This window comes from Marinobacter sp. (assembly GCF_052091845.1).
GTDB lineage: Bacteria > Pseudomonadota > Gammaproteobacteria > Pseudomonadales > Oleiphilaceae > Marinobacter.
Genome location: NZ_JBQDCO010000021.1, coordinates 1 through 20,060, shown reverse-complemented (window position 1 = coordinate 20,060; position 20,060 = coordinate 1). Strand labels below are relative to the sequence as shown.

Here is a 20,060-nt window from a genome sequence, read left to right as displayed (position 1 = left end):
CGGCTATGAAATTTTCTGATATCCACGAACGCGCCATCGCCCGCAAAGGCGGTGTGGCGGAACTGAACACTCTGCTCCCACAGCTGCCGCCTGCCAGTGTGCTGGAAGAGCGCAGCGACGACCGCTATCTCGCAGAAATCACCCGCTGTGTATTTAAAGCAGGTTTTGTGTGGCGGGTAATCGATAACAAATGGCCGGGTTTTGAGGCAGCTTTTGACGGGTTTGTACCCGCGTACTGGCAACAGGTGTCGCCAGAGGTTCTGGAAAAGTTGGCGGCGGATGAGCGCATTGTGCGCAACTTGCAGAAAATCCGCACGGTGCCGGAAAACGCCCGCATGATTATGGATGCGGTGCATGAGTACGGCAGCTTCGGTGCCTTTCTGAGCCAGTGGCCGTCGGAAGACCAGGCGGGCTTGTTGCTATGGCTGAAGCGCCATGGTTCACGCCTGGGCGGCAATAGTGCGCAGTATTTTCTGCGCATTGTCGGCTGGGACGGGTTTATTTTGTCCCATGATGTAGTGGCCGTGTTGCGCCGGGCCGGCCTGTTGGACGCCTCGCCAACCAGCAAAAAAGGGCTGCAGCAGGCGCAAGTCGCGTTTACCCATTGGCATCAGCAAACCGGGTTGCCCTACAGTCATTTATCGCGGATTGTGTCTTGTGCCCAGGATAACTGACCCGGTAGTGACGCCCTGTGCACTGGCTATCTAACGGCGAATTCCGAAACCGGTAAACTCGCCCGTCGCTTCCTGCTCTTCTGCATCAACTGAGCTGACAGTCGCCGCTGGTGAACCTTCCCGGCACCAGGATTCCAGCTCGCTAAGTTGACGGTCGTTACCTTCAGCAACAATCTCCACACGCCCGTCTGCAAGATTTCTGGCGTAGCCGAGAATACCGAGCTCGTTGGCCTGAGCTTCTGCTGAAGCGCGATAAGAAACACCCTGAACACGACCCGAGATAATCAGTTTCCAGCGTTTAACGGTCATATTTTTCCTCGTTCATGTTGGCTCGCACCCCTTCAATAAGCGCATTTTCGACACACTAAGTTAAGCGCTTTTCCAATTGCGCGACCAAGTTCTGGCGCTCATGATAGAAAGCAAGAACAAGCGCGCGCGGATGGTTTTGTAGAGTGTAAAAATATAGTGGTGCTGCGATTTCACTACGCGAATAGCTGGTAGATTATCGGAGAACGTCATTCCAACGAGAGTTTGATTACCAATGGCTTCCAGCGTGTTCGAGAAAGCTGCGCGGTAGTTATGGGCTTGCTCTGCACCCCATTTTTCCAGGGTGTAGCGAATAATTTGTCGAAGATCGCTTTCTGCCTCATCCGTGAGGTCGTAGTTGCGCATAGGCTAATGGCCAGCTTCTTTTAGAGTTTCATCAAAGATCTGCTCAACTGATCTGCTGGAAATGCTTCCTTGTCTTGCGGCAGTCATTCGTGCATTTAGAACTTTCTCTAGTGGGGATAGGTCTTGGATGCTAGAGTCCGGCATGCCTGAAAAGGCTCTCTCAAGCACGTATGCCTTGATGGCTTTTCCTTCCAGCGCAGCGGCTGCTTTAAGGTGTTGATGTTGTTGTGGGCTAAGATCTATAGAGAGCTTCATACCTGTCCCTCCAGTAACGAGACCTGAAAAATTATTCTACGGGAAACAGTGTACCAAAATGAATAAACATTGATCATTGTTTGTTTGGGCGTTTTGCCACGGCTGGTCGGCTGATCAACTAACCTAAACCCCCAGCAACAGTACCAGCTCACAAAACACCACGCTCGCCCCCAGCGCATCACCTGTGTAACCGCCTAATTGCCGCTGTAAATACCAGCCCCACAGTAAGGCTACGATGGCTACAGCCGCTAAGGCGCTAAGCCAAAGCCCCGGCAACCAAGCGCTGAATACCAGCGCGATTAGGGCGGTAAACACGCAGCTGACCAGCAAGCGTTGGCGAGAAAAGGCTTCTGCAACTGGCTTGCTTTTGCTTTTATCCGGGTCGGTTACATACGGCATAAAGGCCATTAACAGCAGCGGCGTTAAGCGGCTGATTGCGGGCACCACCAGCAGTGCCAGCCAGATACTTTTCGCATCGACCAGCAGCGCAGCTTTCAGGCCCAGCGCCATCACCAGCGCTACTGTGCCATAGGTGCCTATGCGGCTGTCTTTCATGATCTCCAGGCGTTTCTCAACGGTATATCCCCCGCCCAACGCATCCACACTGTCTGCAAGGCCATCTTCGTGAAAAGCGCCGGTAATAAACAGGTGAAAACACAGTACTACCAGCACACAGATCAGCGGGCTCCATACCAGATTCAGTAAGGCGAACAGCCCGGCGTAGAGCGCGCCGAGCAGCAGGCCCACCAGCGGAAAGTACATGCTGCACTGATTCATCAGGTGTTGGGAGTAATCAATGCGCACCAGCATGGGAATGCGGGTAAGAAAGCCAATGGACAGCCAAAAAGCCTGCCATTCATGCTGGATCCGTGACGCACGTTGGGTTTCTTGTTCTGTCATGTCGTGCTTTCTTGTGGTGTCGGGCGTCGCCACCCGGTCAGGGCGTCTAACCCGGCAACCAGCAGTGCAGCCGCCCCGGCGCCAGACAGGGTCAGAACAATGCGCGTGAAGGTTGCGTAGCCAGGATCCTGTGTGGACAGGGCACCGGCAATCAGGGCCAGAGCTACCGACAACGCATACTGATACACCATGCTGGGATGTTTTCCGTGCAGCATAAGGTGGCCCAGCCACAAGCCGCCGAGGAAGATCAGCCCCAGCAGTATCGGCAAATGTGAAGAAAAGGTGAACAGCCAGAGTATGGTAAGCCCAACGGCACTGCCATAGAAGGTTGCGAGCACACGCTGGTGGGCTTCATAAAACACGGCGTTACGGGTGGGAAAAACCAGCACCATGGCTGCGATGACCGCCATCATCATGTCGGATGGCTCCATGACTGCATACAGCCAGAAGGTGAGGGCCATGAGCACCGTTGCCCGAATAGCTGCGCCCAGGGTGACATTGCCGTCTGTGGGTGCCGGATCATCCACATGCTGTTCGGTGGTTCGGGCGGGGAAGAGGGCATACACAATCGGCCCCAGTACAAGCCCTACCAACGAGGCCTGCACAAAACCATCACGCATGGTTTCCACAGTGGCGGTGCCATGCATGCCCATCACGGACATCAGTACCGCCACGATAATAATCAGCATGCCGGCCTGGGCACCAGACTGCAAAATCATCCGAAAGCCGGCAAAGTAAGTGAGCCACATGGCGCCCACATAAACCAATGGCATAGGGCGCAGGGTTTCCACAAACCACGTCATGATATACACCAGCAGGATCATAACGATGGGGCCGGCAATGGCCTTGCCCGGATTAAACGCTTTGCGTTGTGCCGCAATCAGCCCGACGGGAAGAGCCGCAATAATGGGCGGCAGTGCCGGGTTGATCAGGGGTATGGCGGCGTAGGCCAGCATGCCTGTGACACCCAGGCGCACCGCATAAAGCGGGTCGTCTGTAACACTGGGGCGTGGAGTTATATACATGGCAAGCCCCTCAATACAGGTAGCTGAACCAGGATCTTACACGCTGCAACCCGCGAGCGATTAAGGCAATCGGGTTGCCGGTGCTACCGGCAAATACGACGGCGTGCACTTTTCCACCGACGCGCACTTGCCGTGGCCAGTCCTCCTGCGTACCGGTGAGTTCAATTCGCACCGGAATGCGCCGTGCAGGCTCAAACCAACGGTTGGATGCCTCGTTTACCACCAGGCCACCTTGAACGTTGCGCCCTGGATTTATGCCCCATGCAACGCTTTGTACGCGGCCTTCGAAGATGGTACCGGGCACTGCGTCGAACAGCAGGTGGGCCGTGTCGCCTGATTCGATATTCTGTAACTGATTTTCCCGCAAGTCGACGGTGATCCAGGCTGCCTCGGCATCAATGAACGTCAGTGCCGGGTTGCCCGCACTGATAAACTGACCTTTGGCCAGCGTCATGTTGGTTACGACGCCAAAGTGAGGCGCACGAACCACTGTAGAAGCCAGGTCGTACTGTGCATTCTCCAGTTGTGCTTGCGCGGCCAGAATAGAGGGGTTGTCGGCGCCCTTGGGGCCGAGTTGCTTACGGGCGCTTTCCAGGTTGGCCTCGGCCGTGCGCAGCTGTGCTTTCGCATCTGCTACCTTGGCCCGGGCGGCATCACCCTGGGCAACCGGCACAATGCCGCGTTTTTCCAAACGCAACGTGCGGTCGGCGTCTGTGCGGGCGGTATTCAGGTTTGTTCTGGCTTGCGTAACCCCGGCTTGGGCTGCCACCAGTGACGCCGCTGAGGCATCTATGCCCTGAACCGTGCTGGCAAGGTTGGCTTCTGCCTGTTTAACCGCCAGCTCAAAAGGCCGGGCATCAATAGAGAAGAGCGGGTCGCCTGCCTGCACCACCGCATCGTCCTGAACCATAACGTCGGTAATATCGCCAGACACCCGGGGCGCAACCTGCACAACGTGGGCAGAAACAAATCCCCGTGACGAGGACGGTGCTAACCGGTCGCCTAATGCGTAGATAAGTGCGAGGACAACAAGCACCAGAATGACGCCGAAGGCGATCGGTTTTGCAGGGTTTGAGCCTGAACTTTTTTTATCGGCTTCGCTCATTAATGGGTCTCCTGGGTGTAGACAGACACGGGCAAGTGTTTTGGCAAGTTGTGGTGTCAAGCATGGTACCACTTGACCAAAACCGGAGCGAAAAGCGCATGGGCCAACCTGTGCCCTGAGGTTGGGATGGCTCTGTGGGGCGCGGTGAACTACACTTTCAGGACGGTGTGGTTTCAGGCTCAGGGAGTAAGTGGTTCATGATAAAGCAGTCCGGCGAAATGGAACCATTTGTAGATTCTGACTACCTTTTCCGGAAGCTGGCTTCGGGCATTCCCGGCATCCTGATCACGTACTGGCTCAGTGCCGACGGCAAATCCCACCGGTTCTTGTTTGTGGGTGACCAGATACAAGACATTCTGGGCCTTGATCCGTCTGAGTTACGGGCAAGTGCCGATGCGGTGTTTTCCACCATTCATCCGGATGATAGCGACAGTGTGTACGCAAGCATCGCCGAATCAGCCGCGGCGCTTACACCCTGGCTTTGCCAAGCCCGATTACAAACAAAAGCAGGGTTCTATGAGTGGTTTGAAGCCCACTCAAAGCCTGAGCGCCAAGCCGATGGAAGTACAGTTTGGTATGGCCAGATTCATAGTATTCAGCATTATAAAGGTCTTGAAAGCACGCTCCGCGAGAACGAGGCAGAGGCCGCTTTTCAGGCGGATTTTCAAAAGCTGATTGCAAAGCAGTCAACGGCGTTTATCACCCTGGGATTCGGAGGCATTGATGAGGGTATTAGCGAACTGCTGAAGGTGATCGGAACCTTTTTCAGGGCCGACCGCGCCTATTTGTATGCGTTCTCGCCAGACTACCGGTTCATGAATAACACCCATGAATGGTGCTCGCCAGGCGTGCCTGCCCTGATTAATGACCAGCGCAATGTATCAATTGATGCTTTTGACTGGTGGCACGAAAAAATCTCCGAAATGTTGAGCGACAACCGGGTTGTGTTTGTTGAAGACCTCACGCAAATGAAGCCTGGCCCAGAGCGGGATATGTTGGCGCAACAGGGCGTTTGCTCCATGTTCTGCGTACCGGTTAGAGTAAACGGTATGGTTTCCGGGTTTTTTGGCCTGGACTCAATTCGACAGCGCTCGTGGCGAACCGATCAGGCAGACCTCCTGATTATCGTATCCGGCTTGCTCTCTGGTGCGTTGGAACGCCAACGGCTGGAGAGTAAACTCCTTAGTCAGTCCATTAGTGATCCGCTAACCACATTGCATAATCGCCGCTACCTTATGCCCAGGCTGAATGAAATGCTCAGCCGCTCCAGTCGTTACGGTGAGCGTTTTACGCTGGCGATGTTTGATCTTGATCGATTCAAGCGTATCAATGATTCTATCGGCCACTTGGGGGGCGACTTTTGTTTGCGTGAGTTTGCAGGCATTTTACAGGAACAAACCCGGGATGCAGACGTGGTGGCACGATTTGGCGGAGAAGAGTTTGTGGTGGCTTTCAGTGATATGAGCCAGGCAGATGTCCGGAGCACGGTAAGCCGTATTATCCGCTCGGTGCGTGAACATGCTTTTACTTTTGAAGGGCACACTGTGCCGCTTACCGTCAGCGCGGGTGTGGCCGCTGTGAGTGAGTTGGATAGCATTCCCGTTGCGCCAGACCCTGTTATCCGGTTGGCAGACCAGCGGTTGTATCGTGCAAAAAAAGCCGGGCGAGACTGCCTTGTTGATGCATCGGGCGTATCGCGCGTATAAGGAAAGAGAATTTCACCTTATATTTCGCTTGGGTATACCTTTAAAATAAAAAAAGGATTCCCATCGGCGGAGGCGATTGCTATGAGCAACCCAAAGGTTCAGCACTTTTTTGATGAGCCCACCAATACGTTCAGTTATGTGGTGCGTGATCCGGCCGGCGAGGCCTGTGTGATTCTCGACTCCGTGCTCGATTTTGATTATGCCGCCGGCGCCACCGATGCGCGCTCCGCGGATGCAGTTATTGAGTATGTCCGGTCAAATAACCTGAAGGTTGAGTGGATTCTGGAAACCCACGTACACGCAGATCACCTTTCCGCGGCCGCTTATCTACATGAAAAGCTCGGCGGTAAAACGGGTATTGGTGCTCATATCCGTGATGTTCAGGAGGTCTTCGGCAAGGTGTTCAACGCCGGAGTCGATTTTGTCCGCGATGGCAGCCAGTTTGACCGACTTTTTCACGACGGTGACACCTTTACCATTGGTGACCTTGAGTGCAGGGTGATGCATACCCCCGGCCACACGCCCGCCTGCCTGACTTATATAATGGGGGATGCGGCGTTTGTGGGCGACACCCTGTTTATGCCGGATTTTGGAACCGCCCGCTGTGATTTTCCGGGGGGCGATGCCCGGGTTCTGTATCAGTCAATCCGCAAGGTACTGTCCCTGCCCGCAGAAACCCGCATTTTCCTCTGCCATGACTATAAAACGCCCGGACGTGATGAGTACGCCCATCAAACTACGGTAGCGAAGCAACGGGAGGCCAATGTTCATGTGCACGATGGCATTAGCGAAGACGAATTTGTACAGATGCGCACGGAACGGGATGCGACACTTGATATGCCCCGCCTGATTCTTCCGTCCGTGCAGGTGAACATGCGGGCGGGAGACATGCCTCCGGCAGAGGACAATGGCCGGGTATATCTGAAAATACCGGTTAATGTGTTCCGGGATTCTGCGAGCGGTGATCACTATGGGCATGACCGGTAATCTGTTATCAACAGGGCAGTGGCTGGTAACCTTCGCACTGTTTTTGCTGGTTCTGGTTCAGGCGGCCCGATCGGTGAGGTGGCACGGGCTACGCCGCGACAATGCCCTGCAGCATTCTTTTTTTGGTGCTGCGGTGGTCTTGGGTCTGCTTTGGCAAATGCGCGCGGGTATCTACCCCGGGCTTGCCATTCATATTTTTGGCATAACCGCGGTTACCCTGATGCTTGGCTGGGGCTTGGCTGTGTTTGCCGGCTTGATGGCACTGATCTTTACGGTGTTAATTGGCCGTGAACCAGCGGCTATGTTTGCCGCGAACGGTTTGGTCACCGTTATGGTGCCTGCCCTTGTTACCCACGGCATAATGCTTTGGGAGAGGCATCGAAACTTCAGCAATTTCTTCGCTTATATCTTCTTTTGTGGTTTTTTCGGGGCGGGCATTTCAGTGGCTGTGTCTGGCTTGCTGATGTGCCTGATGCTCTGGCTCAGCGGCGTGTATGAGTTTTCAGAACTGGTTCGCGATTACTTGCGATACCTCCCGCTGTTCATGCTTCCAGAGGGGTTTGTGAACGGCACTGTGGTGACCGGGTTGATGGTGTTCCACCCAGACCGGCTGACAACCCTGAATCAGCGCCGCTATCGCTAGATACCTTTGGCGCCTGGTTGTGTGCCGGTATTAACCGATATGCATCGATTCCAAAGCATCGCTGTTGTCACCGCTGGCGGTTTTCTCCTGCCATTGCTGTAGCCAGTCTTGTATCTCGCCAGCGGGCATTGGGCGGGCAACGCCATAACCCTGAATATACTCGCAGCCTAGCTGTCGCAGGGCGCGGGCATGATCCATGGTTTCAACGCCTTCCGCCAGAACAGGGTGCGCAAACCTCTGGCCCAGAAAAATCACGCTTTCCACAATAGCCCGGTCACTGGCATCTTTGAGCATGTTGCGCACAAAGCTTTTGTCAATTTTCACCAAGTCAACCGGTAAGGCCTGCAGGTAGGTCAGTGACGAAAAACCTGTTCCGAAATCATCCAGTGCAATACGAAAGCCCAATTCCTGGCATCGGGCAAGTATATTGCTGGCGTGCCGGGTATCGTCCAGTGCGGTTGATTCGAGCACTTCCAGAGTGATCCGGCCGGGCTTTATCGCCGGGTGGCTGTGCAGGTAACTTTCCAGATAGCGAGTAAAACTTCGATGCATCAGATGCCGTGCGCTGATGTTGATGCTAACGGACAAATCTTCACCTGAGCCATGCCAGAGATTCATCTGGTAAATGGCTTCTTTTAGAACCCACTGGCCCAGAGGCACTTCAAGGTGGCTATCTTCCAGCATGGGCAAAAATGCGTTTGGTTGCAGCAGGCCTTTATGGGGGTGATTCCAGCGAATCAGAGCTTCAAAGCCTACAACTTTGCAGTCCGCCAGGCGCAGCTGGGGCTGGAAGTAAAGCTCAAACTCATCGTTCTCCAGTGCATGGGTGATCTCGGTTAGCCGTTCTCGTCTCTGCTGCCGATGCTCATTCAACTCAGGGTCAAAAAAGTGCAGCAGATTCCGGCCTTTTTCCTTGGCGGAGTACATGGCTTGGTCCGCGTGCCTGATCAAGCCTTCCGCATCCGCATTGTCGGCAGGGTAGCGGGTTATGCCAAGGCTGGCGGTAAGCGTGATTGCACCGAAGTTTGCGGTTAGCTCAATGGGCTCGTTGATGATGGATAGTATGCGCTCATACACAATTTCATGCTGTTCGCTTTGTAGGATCACACCAAACTCATCGCCGCCAATTCGGGCAACGGTATCGCCACTGCGTATGGCTTGTGCAAGACGGCCCGCCAAAGTACGCAGAATCTGGTTGCCGACAGCTTCGCCAAAGCTGTCGTTGATCGCCTTGAAACCGTCCAGATCCATGTAGCACACCGACAGGTTTTTTTGCTGGCGATCCGCGTGCCCCCTCGCGCTTTTCAGACGTTCCTCCAGCAACTGGCGGTTTGGTAAGCCGGTCAGCTCATCATAGTTGGCCGCAAGATCAAGCTCTTTAGCGTGGTTCTTCAGCTCTGTAATGTCCGTGAAGGAGGCAACATGGTAGTAGTTCTCTCGCTCATCCAGGTAGACTCGGCTGATTGACTGTAACTCGATAAATTCTTCACCGTTTTTCCGACGATTCCAGATTTCCCCCCGCCAGTAACCGTTTTCTTCGATACTTTGCCACATGGAACGATAGTAGGCGGGAGAGTGGCGGCCAGAGCTGAGTATGGAGGGGTTGAGCCCTAGCACGTCGTTCCGGCTGTAGCCGGTAATGCGTGAAAATGCCGGGTTTACATCCAATATGCGGTTTTGCTTATCTGAAATAATGATGGCTTCGTGACCACGATCAAACACGCTGGCCGCAATGCGAAGGCCCCGTTCGCTGCGCTTGCGATCCGAAATGTTGTTCATGATGGAGATGAAGCCTGGTGCTACACCCTGGTCCTCACCGATCGGGATACAATAGAGATGGACCCAAAAAGCTGTGCCTGAACGGGTATAAAGGAGAACATCTTCTTCAAAGGGTTCGGTCTGATGTAGCTTCAGCGAGATGCGCTTTATAGCTTTCGGGTCTGTGGCGGGGCCGTTGAGCAGATCTTTTGGGTGATCACCCGAAATATCTGCTAGTTGATAGCCGGTATACTCCTCAAAGCAGGGATTAGCCCACTGGATAGCACCGGTGTCGTCGAGTGGCAAAATCATGTTACGACTGGCCCCGGCAACCAGTGAAAGGCGTTTTAAATCAACCTGGGAGGGCGGTGCTGATGGCTCCGGATTATATGAGTCTGGCATAACGTACTCCGTGCTCCGGCTATAGAAAGTGCGACGTACCTCCTTGTCCTGACAGTACTACCCGATAGTACTATTTTAGCAGCGTCATCTACGTTACGCGTTAGTAATTCCTCTGAGGAGCTTCAGCACAAGCGTTACGTGTGCGAAACAGGCAGGCCGTATACGTGAGTGGGCTATTCCATGGCAGCGTTCTTGCGGGAAGAGGCCTGCAGTGGTGGGACTTTTTCTTAGCCCCACCACCGGGTCTTCAGTGTTATGCAGTGATCAGATAACGCCCATGGATGCCATGGCACGCGCTACCTTGATGAAACCTGTGACGTTGGCGCCCAGCACATAGTTGCCTTCAGCGCCGAACTCTGCAGATGTCTCAAAGCAGCTCTTGTGAATATCGATCATGATGTCCTCAAGGCGCTTCTGGGTATAACCGAAGGACCAGGAGTCGCGGCTGGCATTCTGCTGCATTTCCAGGGCAGAGGTGGCAACGCCGCCAGCGTTGGCTGCCTTGCCTGGTGCGTAGACCACTGGCGCTTGCTGGAAAATAGCGATGCCTTCCGGCGTTGTGGGCATGTTTGCGCCCTCGGCAATCGCGATACAGCCGTTTTCAACCAGAGTTTTGGCGTCATTGGCGTTCAGTTCATTCTGGGTAGCGCACGGCAGGGCAACGTCGCAAGGGATAGACCAGATGCTGCCGCCTTCGATGTATTTGGCGTTTTTGTGGAACTCTGTGTAAGCGCTGATACGACGACGCTCAACTTCCTTGATGCGCTTGACCGCGGCCAGATCAATGCCTTTTTCGTCCACGATAAAGCCACTGGAGTCGGAGCAGGCAATAACCGTAGCGCCCAGTTCATGGGCTTTGGCAATGGCGTAGATCGCCACGTTACCGGAACCGGAAACGACCACTTTTTTGCCTTCGATAGAGTCGCCACGGGCTTTCAGCATTTCATTGGTAAAGAATACGGTGCCATAGCCGGTGGCTTCGGTGCGGGCGCGGCTGCCGCCCCAATCCAGGCCTTTACCGGTAAGTACGCCGGATTCGTAGCGGTTGGTGATGCGCTTGTACTGGCCAAACAGGTAGCCGATTTCGCGGCCGCCTACGCCAATGTCGCCCGCTGGAACGTCTGTGTATTCACCAATGTGACGGTACAGCTCGGTCATCAGGCTTTGGCAAAAGCGCATGATTTCGTCGTCTGAGCGACCTTTAGGGTCAAAATCGCTACCGCCTTTGCCACCACCGATGGGTAGGCCGGTCAGGGCGTTCTTGAAAATCTGCTCGAACCCCAGAAATTTGATGATGCCCAAATAAACCGACGGGTGAAAACGCATGCCGCCTTTGTAGGGCCCCAGGGCACTGTTGAATTCTACGCGGAAGGCGCGGTTGATATGGATTTCGCCGTTATCGTCCTGCCAGGGAACCCGGAAAATAATCTGGCGCTCGGGTTCACAGATGCGTTGAATGATTTTCTTCTCGGCAAATTCCGGGTATTTCACCAGAACAGGTCCCAGTGTTTCCAGAACTTCATGTACGGCTTGGTGGAACTCGTTTTCACCCGGATTGCGGTGTAGAACGTCCTCGTAAATCAGTTCCAGTTTCTCATCAAGTCGGGCGGTCATAGGGTATTCCTTGTTTCGGTTCTTGCTTATTGCAGGAAAATGAAAAGAATGGTCAAAAAATGGGGCCGTGATTTGACCATATTTTCGGTGGTTTGGCAAATAAGCCTCGGTCAGGAGTGTGTGGCATGTCTTCGCGCTGGGTATATTGATAGCCTATAGTTGATTAATTAATAAGTATTTAAGGCGGCTGTGGTGATACAGAGGGGTGTGGTTTGCGCGCTTCCTGCACGTCCATTGGCGTGGCTTGGTTTTTTGAGCGGGCTGAAAATTGATGTTCAAGCGACTTTTACCACTGATTATTCTGGCGGCCAGTGTGCTGGGTTTTCTGCTCCTGAAAATGACCCGGCCGGAGCCAGCGCAAGTCAGTGCCACTGAACGTAGCTGGCGGGTGCAGATTCAGGATGTGGAGCCTGGTACACATACTCCGGTACTGCCCCTGTATGGCGAAGTGGTCTCCGCCAAGGGCGAGCGCCGCCTGTTGGTTTCCGGGAAGGTCCGTTTCGCCGATTTTCCCGGCTTAGTCTGGCGCACCGGGGCATTACCATGTCGTGTGTACTGGCGGCAGCTCCCGCGCCGGGGGAACAGCTGATCTATCAGGTCAGTGCCTACGGAGAGGCACTGGGCTTGACCACCACGGATTTGGGCAGCCAGTTGCGAGCGGCGTTTGATGGCCGGGTGGCGCAGATTTATCAGGACGGGCGCGATGAGATAGAAGTACGGGTGCAACTGCCCCGGGATCAGCGCGAGCGGTTGTCTACCCTGTCCCGGGTGACCGTGCGCCTTCCCGATGGACGCTTTGTACCGCTTGGTCAGGTGATGAACCTGGATCACCGTCAGGGCTCCGAAGCCCTGCGCCATGCCGATGGCAAGCTGGCGGTGGAAGTGACGTCTGCGCTGAACAGCCGCGTAAGCACCACGGCGCAGATCCTTGAAAGCCTGCAGGCAGAGGCGCTGCCGAATATCGCCAGCCGCTACAATGTTCGCTACAGTTTTGAGGGCCGCTCGGCATACCAGCGGGAAACCATTGCGGACATGAAAACCGGGTTGTGGGTGGGCGTGGCATTAATGTATGTGATCGTGGCTTGAGCAGTTCCGACAGTGGCGGGAAGCACACAACAACGGAGAGCTAACATGACGGACCCTTTGCTGGTGGTGAGGAGGCTTGGTAAGCACTTTGTCAGTGGTAATGAAACCGTTCCGGTCATTGAAAACCTGTCGTTCACCCTTGGCGAGGGCCAGTCGCTGGCACTGACGGGCCGTTCCGGTTCAGGCAAGAGCACATTGATGCATCTGTTGTGTGGTCTGGAGTGGCCAGATGCTGGCGCGATTGTTCTGCGAGATCAGATTTTTGAGGCCAGCGGTTCGGCGCGGCCACAAGCGGCGGCCTGGTCGGCCTTGCGCCGCCGTCACATTGGCGTGGTGTTCCAGGAGGCCAACCTGATGCCCGCGCTGTCGCTGCTCGACAACGTACGATTGCGGGCACAACTTGCCGGCCGGGATCCGGCAAATGCCGAGGACTGGCTGACCCGCCTGAACATCAGTGAACTGGCCCGGCGTTATCCGGATCAGGTATCCGGTGGCCAGCGTCAGCGGGCGGCTCTGGCCATGGTGTTTGCCATGGAGCCTGCACTGATTCTGGCCGACGAGCCAACAGGAAGCCTGGATCGCCATACCGCCGATGAGGTAACCCGGGTGCTATTCGACCTTCAGACCCGCCACGGTTGCAGCCTGATACTGGCTACCCACGACATTGAGCTAGCCGCTGATTGCCAGCAGCACCTGGATCTCGGGCACTTGAGCGAGCCATGAAACGCTCCCGATCCCTGCTTCAGATTTTTTTCATCCCCCAGGCTCTAGGCAGTCATTACCGCCGTCACCCGCTGCAACTGATTGCTTTGGCGGTCATGATACTGCTCGCTACCATGTTGTGGACCGGCGTTAGCTATCTCACCAGTCAGGCCAGAGCCAGCCTGAGTCAGAGTGAGCAAGCTGTGGCGGAGCGTCAGCAGGTGGTGCGGATCGATGGCCAGAGGCCGGCGATTGAAGACTTTGTATCACTTCGGTTGGCCGGTGTGTGTGTGATGCCATGGCTGGAGGTGACACCTGAAGCCGGAAACAGGCTTGTGGGTATTGATCCGTTGGCCGCCCACTGTTTTGCCGATGCAAGCGCAGCGTCGCCAGGACTGGATCAGCCGTTGGACGGCAAACCCTTTGTGGATATTCATACGGCTGTTGAAAAAGATGCCAGTGAAAGCCGGCTATCCTTGCTGACACCCGACGCCACCCGGGCCGTTGATCTGCCCTCCGGTTATCGCCTGGAATCCTTCGCCATCAGTCCGGATACCGGCCAGCTCGCCGACAGCTTTCTGCTTAACCTGGAAGCCCTGGGCGTGCTGGTGCTACTGATCACTGCCTTGTTATTGCGCAGTGTATATCTGTTGGGGCTGGCACAGCGCCGTGACAGCTTCGCGTTGTTGCAACGCTTTGGTGTCGCACCCGGGCAGGTACAGCGCTGGCTGGTGATGGAGATTCTGGGGCTGGCGCTGGTATGTGTGGTGCCCGGTGTCTGGCTGGGCCGGTGGCTTGCGGCCGGGCTGGGGAACGGGTTCGGGCAGGCGTTGGATGGGTTGTTTGATATTCCCCTATACGCTGGCCAGGGGCAGGGCTGGCTAATGCCGGTGCTGGTCATGCTGGCGGTGGTGGTGATTGCCTGTTTGGGCGACCTGCTTTTGCTCTGGTTCCGTGGTCGATCGTTTTTACGGCTGCCAGCTCCGGCCGCTTTGGCTGCATCTCTGCTGGCCACTGGACTGGTTATGGCCTGGTTGTCGCCGTCGCTGCCCTGGGCGTTTGTTGGCGTTGCTCTGGTATTTGCCGGTGCTGGCTGGCTAACACCGGCCGCTGTTGCCCGGATCGCCCACTGGCGTGCCAGCCACTTGCAGGCGCCGCTTGTGCGTTGGCGTTACCGGGAGCTTGCCGTGCTGGTTCGCCGCCTGACGTTGCCACTGGTGGCCCTGCAGTTTGCGCTGGCCATGGTACTTGCGGTTCAGGCTCTGGTTACCACCTTTGAAGACACCTTTGATCGCTGGCTGGCGCAGCGGCTTGAAGCCGACTTTTACATTGAAATACCCGCCGGGGTCGACAGCTATCAGGCAACTGAATGGCTCTCCAGTCAGCAGGAGAGTGCTCCGGGTTTGCAGTGGCACCGGGTGATCCGGGGCAGCGCCCAATTGTCAGGTGCGGGCAGTGCCCATAGCCCGCAGGTGGACATACTTGCCCTTGCACCCATTGGCTCTTTGATTCGCGGGTGGGCTTTGCTGGAGGCAGGCAGCCGCCCCTGGGATGCCCTGGCTGCGGGCGACGGTGTGATGATTAACGAGCAGCTGGCGCGACGGGAGAAAATCGGCGTGGGCGACAGCGTGCAACTGACATTCGGCGATCAGTCACTGGCACTGCCGGTATTGGGCATTTACCCTGACTATGGCCGACCTGTGGGTGAGGTTTTGCTGAACGGTGACACACTGCCAGATACCTTTAACGCTCGTTTCGAGAGCCTGTCCGTTAGCCCGGGAGAGTCCGGCATCAAGCCCATCATTAACGCGCTTGAGGAAATCTGGGGCGTACACGCACTGTCCGTGAGGGACAACGACAGCATTCGGGAGCTGGCCACCGGTGTGTTTGATCGAACCTTTGCGCTCACCCGCGCCATGACATTGCTCACGCTGGTTCTGGCAGCCTCGGCGCTGTTAATAATGGGGTGGGTGTTATTCTCCACCCGGGCCTGGTATTTCCGTCTGTTGATGATTTGGGGGCTCTCACACCGGGAGGTGACAGGTCAGTTACTGCGGCTGTCGCTATTGCTAACGGGCGGCGTTGCTTTGTTGGCTTTGCCTCTGGGCATCTGGCTGACCTGGGTGCTGGTGCACCGCATTAACCCTCTGGCGTTTGGCTGGTCTCTGCCCATGGCGGTGTACCCTGCATTCTGGCTGGAGCTTGCTGTTCTCAGCCTGGGCATAGGTGTAAGCATTGCTGCATTAATGCGCAGGCAGCTTGGCAAGCCGACGGTTGCGCCCGTCTCTGCCAGTGCTATAACAGGAGGTGAACGATGATCCGGCCGATGGGTTTGTGCCTGGTTCTGTTGCTATTGGCCGGCTGCTCCGGAGAGGCCGGGGACGAGGGGTTTGCTGGTTTGGCGGGGATTGGAAAAAACGACGAAGCTGGCACGCCGTATTTGCAGCCAGGTCCCGGAGATCGGCTGACATTTCCCGCCGATTTTGGGCCGCATCCGCAGCACCGTATTGAGTGGTGGTACCTCACCGCCAACCTTGAAACGGCAGCCGGTGACCCTCTGGGGCTGCAATGGACACAATTCCGCCAGGCACTGCAGCCCAGAGCTGCGACCGAGCCAGCACCAGCGGCCAGAAACTGGCCACGACAGGCCGCCTGGATGGCTCATGGCGCGGTGAGCTGGCAAGGCCAACACTACTTTGCCGAAAAGCTTGCACGAGGGGATATGGGTAATGCCGGTGCCACGGCCGCTCCGTTTCGGGTCTGGCTGGATAACTGGCAGCTTACCGGCAATGCTGAGAATAACCGCTGGCAACTGAAGGCGGCCGGTGAGGGCTGGAGTTACGATCTGATCCTTGCTATCGAGGGGGCTCCCGTAGCGCACGGTAAAGACGGCTTCAGCGCCAAATCTGCCAGTGGTGAAGGCTCCATGTATTTCAGTTTGGTGGATATAGCCATAACCGGTGAGGTAACGCTGGGTGGCGACGTGCTGAAGGTTTGGGGCCAGGGCTGGTTTGATCGGGAGTGGAGCAGCCAGCTGTTGAAAACCGGGCAGAAGGGCTGGGACTGGTTTGCGCTGCACCTGGATAGCGGCGACAAACTGATGGCCTTCCGGTTGCGTGATGAGAGCGGCAGTTTCCAGGCGGGCACCTGGCTTCCTGCGGAAGGCGATCCTGTTCCGTTAAGTTCAGCGGAACTGAACCTTAAGGAACTGGACCGGCGCAAGGGTGTGCCTGTGGGCTGGCGGCTCAAGGTTCCGGCGTATCAGGTAGATTTGCAGCTTGTCGCACCGCCCGGTGATTACCTCAACCGGGGGCTTTATCCCTATTGGGAAAGCCCGGTAAATGTAGCTGGAAGTCATCAGGGCGAGGGCTATATGGAGCTGACCGGATATGCTGAGTGATCACGGATGCGCGCGGTGTTTATTCTGATCCGCCGCCCTGGTTTACCAGGTAATAGTGCTTGTATCCGGCCCTGAGCCTACACCCGATTCCTTCACCGGGCCGCGGCTTTAAAAGCGCCAAGAAACTGGGGGATGCTGAACTTTGCAAGCACCACCAACAGAGTGCCACCCACAACAATCAGCAGCGACGATGAGTTGAGGAAAACATCAGGGGCGAAAGATTACCCTTAGTTCATTATTCAATCAATCAGCTTATGCCGATTGGCTGGATTCCTCTGTGTGTTCTTTCCAGGCTGCGTACTTGTGCAGGTCGGATTCCACAAGCCTCAGGCACAGCGCAACCACGCCAACGTCGTCAAGAAAACCAAGGCCGATGATGAGGTCCGGAATGAAATCCAGAGGGTTCAACACATACAATAGGGCGCCTGCAATGGCGGCGATACTTTTCCAGGGAACGTCGCGGTAATTGCCTTTCCAGTAGTCCCGTATCATCGAAAACATCAGTTTGATATCGGCGCTGAACCGGCTCAGTTTGCCACTGCCCTTAACCTTGTCTTCTATGGCCCGCTGCCGTTCCAGTAACGCCTCCAGGTCGGCACGTTTGACCTTCTTCGCCTCGGCATCCAACTGCGTTTGTGCGTTCTTTTCGCTGAACAGCGCCATGAGTAAGTGCCCTCTTTCGATTCTGGGTGGATAGCCAATCGCAATCATGTCATGAAACTGGCCAGTCCGCCGCATCCACTGTGTGCAGTGCCACAGGTTGCGCTGCCTGGCCGCGCCAGCCAGCACTGCCAGTTGCCATAGTTGCTTGCTGCATCATAATCGATGAATTGCTCCTCAAGCCACAGCTAATAGGTGGGTTCGTTGCGGATTTCATTCCGCTCGTACTCTGTGATTGTTTCTGCAACTGCATCGGCGTCGATGGCTACCTGGTAGTGTTCTTTTGCTGCTTTCGTTGCATCGGGTGTAGTGACGGTGCTGCGAATCTCTTTACCGGCTTCATGGACCGTTCGTCTAAATTCAGTCAAACTCCCAATAGCTGAAATTCCGCCTGCAAGGAGATGTTCCGTGATTAAATCCCGTGCCGCCGTGGCTTTTGCCGCCAATCAACCGCTGGAAATTGTAGAAGTGGACGTTGCACCGCCGAAAAAAGGCGAAGTGCTAGTGCGCATTGTGGCAACCGGTGTGTGTCATACCGACGCTTACACCCTCTCTGGTGCCGATCCCGAAGGTTTATTTCCCACCATTCTGGGCCATGAGGGCGGCGGTATCGTGGAGGCCCTCGGTGAAGGCGTGACCGATCTTGAGGTGGGCGACCACGTGATTCCGCTTTACACCGCTGAATGCGGCAAGTGTAAATTCTGCACCTCTGGCAAGACCAACTTGTGCGGCTCCGTGCGCGAAACCCAGGGTAAAGGTGTGATGCCCGATGGCACGCCCCGTTTTTCATACAAGGGCGAGCCCCTGTACCACTACATGGGGTGCTCTACGTTCTCTGAGTACACTGTGCTGCCTGAAGTGTCCCTGGCCAAAATCCCCAAAGAAGCGCCGCTGGATAAAGTGTGCCTGCTGGGTTGCGGCGTAACCACCGGGATTGGCGCGGTGATGAATACCGCGAAGGTGGAAGAAGGCGCAACCGTGGCCATTTTTGGCTTGGGTGGCATTGGTTTGGCGGCCATTATTGGTGCCAAAATGGCAAAGGCGGGGCGCATCATTGCGGTAGACATCAACCCGGACAAATTTGAGATTGCCCAGCAGTTGGGCGCCACCGATGTGGTTAACCCCAAGGATTATGACAAGCCGATTCAGGAAGTCATTGTTGAGATGACGGACGGCGGCGTGGATTATTCGTTCGAATGCGTGGGCAATGTGCAGCTGATGCGTTCAGCGCTTGAGTGCTGCCATAAGGGTTGGGGCGAGTCCATCATCATTGGCGTGGCCGGTGCCGGTGAAGAAATCAGCACGCGCCCGTTTCAGCTGGTAACTGGTCGGGTCTGGAAAGGCTCGGCGTTTGGTGGCGTAAAAGGCCGCACCGAACTGCCTGGCTATGTGGAAAAAGCGGAAAAAGGCGAGATTCCGCTCGATGTGTTTGTTACCCACGAAATGAAACTGGAAGACATCAACGAGGCGTTTGACCTGATGCACGAGGGCAAGAGCATCCGCACCGTGATTCACTTCTGAGACCTGAGCCACAAACCTACGGATCGTTTTGCACTAGCGATCCGTAAGTTTGATCTCAATGCGCCGGTTGGCCTGCAAGGCGTCTGGCGTGGTGCCCTCAACAACCGGGGCAAACTCGCCAAAGCCTGCTGCTACCATTCGGCCTTGCGGCACATCTTGATTGGCCAGGTAGCGCACAACCGCCACGGCCCGGGCGGTTGACAACTCCCAGTTGGAAGGGAATTTCCGGGTATTGATAGGAATGATGTCGGTGTGGCCATCAATGCGCAGAATCCAGTCAAGATCTTGAGGAATCGTGTCCACCACATCAAGAAGCACCCCTGCCAGTTTGTCGAGTTCGCGCTTGCCTTCAGCACCAAGCTGGGCGGAGCCGGATGCAAATAACAGTTCCGAAGGCAGCAAAAAACGATCACCCACAATCCGGATATTTTCATTGGCGGCAAGAATATCCCGCAACCGTGAGAAGAACTCAGATTGATATTGTTCCAGCTGGTTTACCCGTTCCGCCAGTAATGTATTCAAGCGCTTACTGACATTTTCCAGTTCGCCCTCTTTTTTCGCTGTTAGTTCTTTTTGCAAACGTAACGCTGTGGCTATCTGGCTTAGCTGTTCCTGTAGTGATGCAATCCGGTTCGATAGCCGCAGGATCATGTTTTGCTGGCTGGTAGACAGTTCGTCTTTTTCGTCCAACTCCTTGTTCATATTAGCCAGCCTTTCAGCCCTGGCTTCGGCGTCGGCTGTTTGTTGCATCAACTGGTTACGGGAAGCATCCAGCCGACCCTGTAAAGCCTCATTCTCGGCCAGGCTGTCGCTGAGACTGTCCTGAGCGGTAAGCATCTGTTGCTCCAGAGCTTCTGTTTTGCTCTGCTCCAGCCCCAGTAACTCCGATATTTCGTTAAGGAGGGTCTGATTAACGCCTGATTTATCGCCGAATCGCTTTTCAATTCGAA

20 protein-coding genes and 2 pseudogenes are annotated in these 20,060 nt (G+C 55.6%); 10 read left to right on the top strand and 12 right to left on the bottom strand.

Annotated features, from left to right (window positions below; translation table 11 throughout):
• Positions 1-5 precede the first annotated feature (5 nt).
• Complete coding sequence (locus ACTHYN_RS08620; protein ID WP_441812047.1) at positions 6-674, top strand: DNA-3-methyladenine glycosylase I; 669 nt, start codon at positions 6-8, stop codon at positions 672-674.
• Between the two features lie 30 nt (positions 675-704).
• On the opposite strand, the gene ACTHYN_RS08615 is transcribed toward ACTHYN_RS08620, so the two are convergent.
• From ACTHYN_RS08615 to ACTHYN_RS08590, 6 genes are all read right to left on the bottom strand, one after another.
• Positions 705-983, bottom strand: coding sequence for an acylphosphatase (locus tag ACTHYN_RS08615; RefSeq protein ID WP_441812046.1), 279 nt, complete (start codon positions 981-983; stop codon positions 705-707).
• A 60-nt stretch (positions 984-1,043) separates the two neighbouring features.
• Positions 1,044-1,346 (bottom strand): type II toxin-antitoxin system RelE/ParE family toxin, encoded by a 303-nt coding sequence (locus ACTHYN_RS08610; RefSeq protein ID WP_441812045.1) that lies wholly within the window; start codon positions 1,344-1,346, stop codon positions 1,044-1,046.
• Positions 1,347-1,349: 3 nt separating this feature from the next.
• Positions 1,350-1,601 (bottom strand): antitoxin, encoded by a 252-nt coding sequence (locus ACTHYN_RS08605; RefSeq protein WP_441812044.1) that lies wholly within the window; start codon positions 1,599-1,601, stop codon positions 1,350-1,352.
• 123 nt (positions 1,602-1,724) lie between these two features.
• Complete coding sequence (cobS, locus tag ACTHYN_RS08600; RefSeq protein WP_441812043.1) at positions 1,725-2,501, bottom strand: adenosylcobinamide-GDP ribazoletransferase; 777 nt, start codon at positions 2,499-2,501, stop codon at positions 1,725-1,727.
• A complete protein-coding gene (locus ACTHYN_RS08595; protein WP_441812042.1) occupies positions 2,498-3,526 on the bottom strand; it encodes an FUSC family protein in 1,029 nt (342 codons plus the stop codon). Before ACTHYN_RS08595 ends, cobS begins: the two co-directional genes overlap by 4 nt.
• Positions 3,527-3,536: 10 nt before the next feature.
• Positions 3,537-4,631, bottom strand: coding sequence for an HlyD family secretion protein (locus ACTHYN_RS08590; RefSeq protein WP_441812041.1), 1,095 nt, complete (start codon positions 4,629-4,631; stop codon positions 3,537-3,539).
• Positions 4,632-4,828: 197 nt separating this feature from the next.
• Between ACTHYN_RS08590 and ACTHYN_RS08585 the strand changes: the two genes are divergently transcribed.
• The 3 genes from ACTHYN_RS08585 to ACTHYN_RS08575 all read left to right on the top strand — a co-directional run bounded on the left by ACTHYN_RS08585 (position 4,829) and on the right by ACTHYN_RS08575 (position 7,967).
• Positions 4,829-6,337: a sensor domain-containing diguanylate cyclase gene (locus ACTHYN_RS08585; protein WP_441812040.1), complete on the top strand. Its 1,509-nt coding sequence runs from the start codon at positions 4,829-4,831 to the stop codon at positions 6,335-6,337.
• Positions 6,338-6,418: 81 nt separating this feature from the next.
• Entirely contained in the window at positions 6,419-7,324 is a 906-nt protein-coding gene (locus tag ACTHYN_RS08580; RefSeq protein ID WP_441812039.1) for an MBL fold metallo-hydrolase, read from the top strand.
• Positions 7,308-7,967 carry an energy-coupling factor ABC transporter permease gene (locus tag ACTHYN_RS08575; protein WP_441812038.1) on the top strand — a complete coding sequence of 220 codons (660 nt, stop codon included), beginning with the start codon at positions 7,308-7,310 and terminating at the stop codon, positions 7,965-7,967. Before ACTHYN_RS08580 ends, ACTHYN_RS08575 begins: the two co-directional genes overlap by 17 nt.
• 30 nt (positions 7,968-7,997) lie before the next feature.
• Here ACTHYN_RS08575 and ACTHYN_RS08570 read toward each other — a convergent pair whose 3' ends face one another.
• Together ACTHYN_RS08570 and gdhA are read right to left on the bottom strand one after the other, a co-directional pair.
• Positions 7,998-10,127: an EAL domain-containing protein gene (locus tag ACTHYN_RS08570; protein ID WP_441812037.1), complete on the bottom strand. Its 2,130-nt coding sequence runs from the start codon at positions 10,125-10,127 to the stop codon at positions 7,998-8,000.
• Positions 10,128-10,391: 264 nt separating this feature from the next.
• Positions 10,392-11,741: an NADP-specific glutamate dehydrogenase gene (gdhA, locus tag ACTHYN_RS08565; protein ID WP_441812036.1), complete on the bottom strand. Its 1,350-nt coding sequence runs from the start codon at positions 11,739-11,741 to the stop codon at positions 10,392-10,394.
• A 271-nt stretch (positions 11,742-12,012) separates the two neighbouring features.
• On the opposite strand from gdhA, the gene ACTHYN_RS08560 reads away from it, so the two are divergent.
• The 5 genes and pseudogenes from ACTHYN_RS08560 (at position 12,013) to ACTHYN_RS08540 (ending at position 16,929) form a co-directional block, all read left to right on the top strand.
• Positions 12,013-12,330, top strand: a complete 318-nt coding sequence (locus ACTHYN_RS08560; RefSeq protein WP_441812035.1) for a hypothetical protein — start codon at positions 12,013-12,015, stop codon at positions 12,328-12,330.
• Positions 12,321-12,824: pseudogene (locus ACTHYN_RS08555) on the top strand (efflux RND transporter permease subunit); the annotation flags it as partial. The gene ACTHYN_RS08560 and the pseudogene ACTHYN_RS08555, both read left to right, overlap by 10 nt.
• A gap of 48 nt (positions 12,825-12,872) precedes the next feature.
• The gene (locus tag ACTHYN_RS08550; RefSeq protein WP_441812034.1) at positions 12,873-13,550 is read left to right on the top strand and encodes an ABC transporter ATP-binding protein; all 678 of its coding nucleotides are present in this window, start codon (positions 12,873-12,875) and stop codon (positions 13,548-13,550) included.
• Complete coding sequence (locus ACTHYN_RS08545) at positions 13,547-15,847, top strand: FtsX-like permease family protein (RefSeq protein WP_441812033.1); 2,301 nt, start codon at positions 13,547-13,549, stop codon at positions 15,845-15,847. The genes ACTHYN_RS08550 and ACTHYN_RS08545 overlap by 4 nt, the downstream gene beginning before the upstream one ends.
• Positions 15,844-16,929, top strand: a complete 1,086-nt coding sequence (locus tag ACTHYN_RS08540; RefSeq protein ID WP_441812032.1) for a lipocalin-like domain-containing protein — start codon at positions 15,844-15,846, stop codon at positions 16,927-16,929. Before ACTHYN_RS08545 ends, ACTHYN_RS08540 begins: the two co-directional genes overlap by 4 nt.
• A gap of 95 nt (positions 16,930-17,024) precedes the next feature.
• Here ACTHYN_RS08540 and ACTHYN_RS08535 read toward each other — a convergent pair.
• From ACTHYN_RS08535 to ACTHYN_RS08525, 3 genes and pseudogenes are all read right to left on the bottom strand, one after another.
• Positions 17,025-17,144 (bottom strand): annotated as a pseudogene (locus tag ACTHYN_RS08535) (flagellar motor protein PomA); the annotation flags it as partial.
• Between the two features lie 37 nt (positions 17,145-17,181).
• Complete coding sequence (locus ACTHYN_RS08530) at positions 17,182-17,592, bottom strand: YkvA family protein (protein WP_441812031.1); 411 nt, start codon at positions 17,590-17,592, stop codon at positions 17,182-17,184.
• 185 nt (positions 17,593-17,777) lie between these two features.
• A complete protein-coding gene (locus ACTHYN_RS08525) occupies positions 17,778-17,957 on the bottom strand; it encodes a hypothetical protein (RefSeq protein ID WP_441812030.1) in 180 nt (59 codons plus the stop codon).
• Between the two features lie 40 nt (positions 17,958-17,997).
• Here ACTHYN_RS08525 and ACTHYN_RS08520 point away from each other — a divergent pair, with 40 nt between their 5' ends.
• A complete protein-coding gene (locus tag ACTHYN_RS08520) occupies positions 17,998-19,110 on the top strand; it encodes an S-(hydroxymethyl)glutathione dehydrogenase/class III alcohol dehydrogenase (RefSeq protein ID WP_441812029.1) in 1,113 nt (370 codons plus the stop codon).
• 33 nt (positions 19,111-19,143) lie between these two features.
• On the opposite strand, the gene ACTHYN_RS08515 is transcribed toward ACTHYN_RS08520, so the two are convergent.
• Positions 19,144-20,060: OmpA family protein (locus ACTHYN_RS08515; protein ID WP_441812028.1), on the bottom strand; the 917-nt coding region annotated here is incomplete at its 5' end.

What these genes read in the sequence shown, in the direction of transcription:
- ACTHYN_RS08620 (WP_441812047.1), top strand. Translation starts at nt 6, where the DNA reads ATGAAATTTTCTGATATCCACGAACGCGCCATCGCCCGCAAAGGCGGT.
- ACTHYN_RS08615 (WP_441812046.1), bottom strand. Translation starts at nt 983, where the DNA reads ATGACCGTTAAACGCTGGAAACTGATTATCTCGGGTCGTGTTCAGGGT.
- ACTHYN_RS08610 (WP_441812045.1), bottom strand. Translation starts at nt 1,346, where the DNA reads ATGCGCAACTACGACCTCACGGATGAGGCAGAAAGCGATCTTCGACAA.
- ACTHYN_RS08605 (WP_441812044.1), bottom strand. Translation starts at nt 1,601, where the DNA reads ATGAAGCTCTCTATAGATCTTAGCCCACAACAACATCAACACCTTAAA.
- cobS (WP_441812043.1), bottom strand. Translation starts at nt 2,501, where the DNA reads ATGACAGAACAAGAAACCCAACGTGCGTCACGGATCCAGCATGAATGG.
- ACTHYN_RS08595 (WP_441812042.1), bottom strand. Translation starts at nt 3,526, where the DNA reads ATGTATATAACTCCACGCCCCAGTGTTACAGACGACCCGCTTTATGCG.
- ACTHYN_RS08590 (WP_441812041.1), bottom strand. Translation starts at nt 4,631, where the DNA reads ATGAGCGAAGCCGATAAAAAAAGTTCAGGCTCAAACCCTGCAAAACCG.
- ACTHYN_RS08585 (WP_441812040.1), top strand. Translation starts at nt 4,829, where the DNA reads ATGATAAAGCAGTCCGGCGAAATGGAACCATTTGTAGATTCTGACTAC.
- ACTHYN_RS08580 (WP_441812039.1), top strand. Translation starts at nt 6,419, where the DNA reads ATGAGCAACCCAAAGGTTCAGCACTTTTTTGATGAGCCCACCAATACG.
- ACTHYN_RS08575 (WP_441812038.1), top strand. Translation starts at nt 7,308, where the DNA reads ATGGGCATGACCGGTAATCTGTTATCAACAGGGCAGTGGCTGGTAACC.
- ACTHYN_RS08570 (WP_441812037.1), bottom strand. Translation starts at nt 10,127, where the DNA reads ATGCCAGACTCATATAATCCGGAGCCATCAGCACCGCCCTCCCAGGTT.
- gdhA (WP_441812036.1), bottom strand. Translation starts at nt 11,741, where the DNA reads ATGACCGCCCGACTTGATGAGAAACTGGAACTGATTTACGAGGACGTT.
- ACTHYN_RS08560 (WP_441812035.1), top strand. Translation starts at nt 12,013, where the DNA reads ATGTTCAAGCGACTTTTACCACTGATTATTCTGGCGGCCAGTGTGCTG.
- ACTHYN_RS08550 (WP_441812034.1), top strand. Translation starts at nt 12,873, where the DNA reads ATGACGGACCCTTTGCTGGTGGTGAGGAGGCTTGGTAAGCACTTTGTC.
- ACTHYN_RS08545 (WP_441812033.1), top strand. Translation starts at nt 13,547, where the DNA reads ATGAAACGCTCCCGATCCCTGCTTCAGATTTTTTTCATCCCCCAGGCT.
- ACTHYN_RS08540 (WP_441812032.1), top strand. Translation starts at nt 15,844, where the DNA reads ATGATCCGGCCGATGGGTTTGTGCCTGGTTCTGTTGCTATTGGCCGGC.
- ACTHYN_RS08530 (WP_441812031.1), bottom strand. Translation starts at nt 17,592, where the DNA reads ATGGCGCTGTTCAGCGAAAAGAACGCACAAACGCAGTTGGATGCCGAG.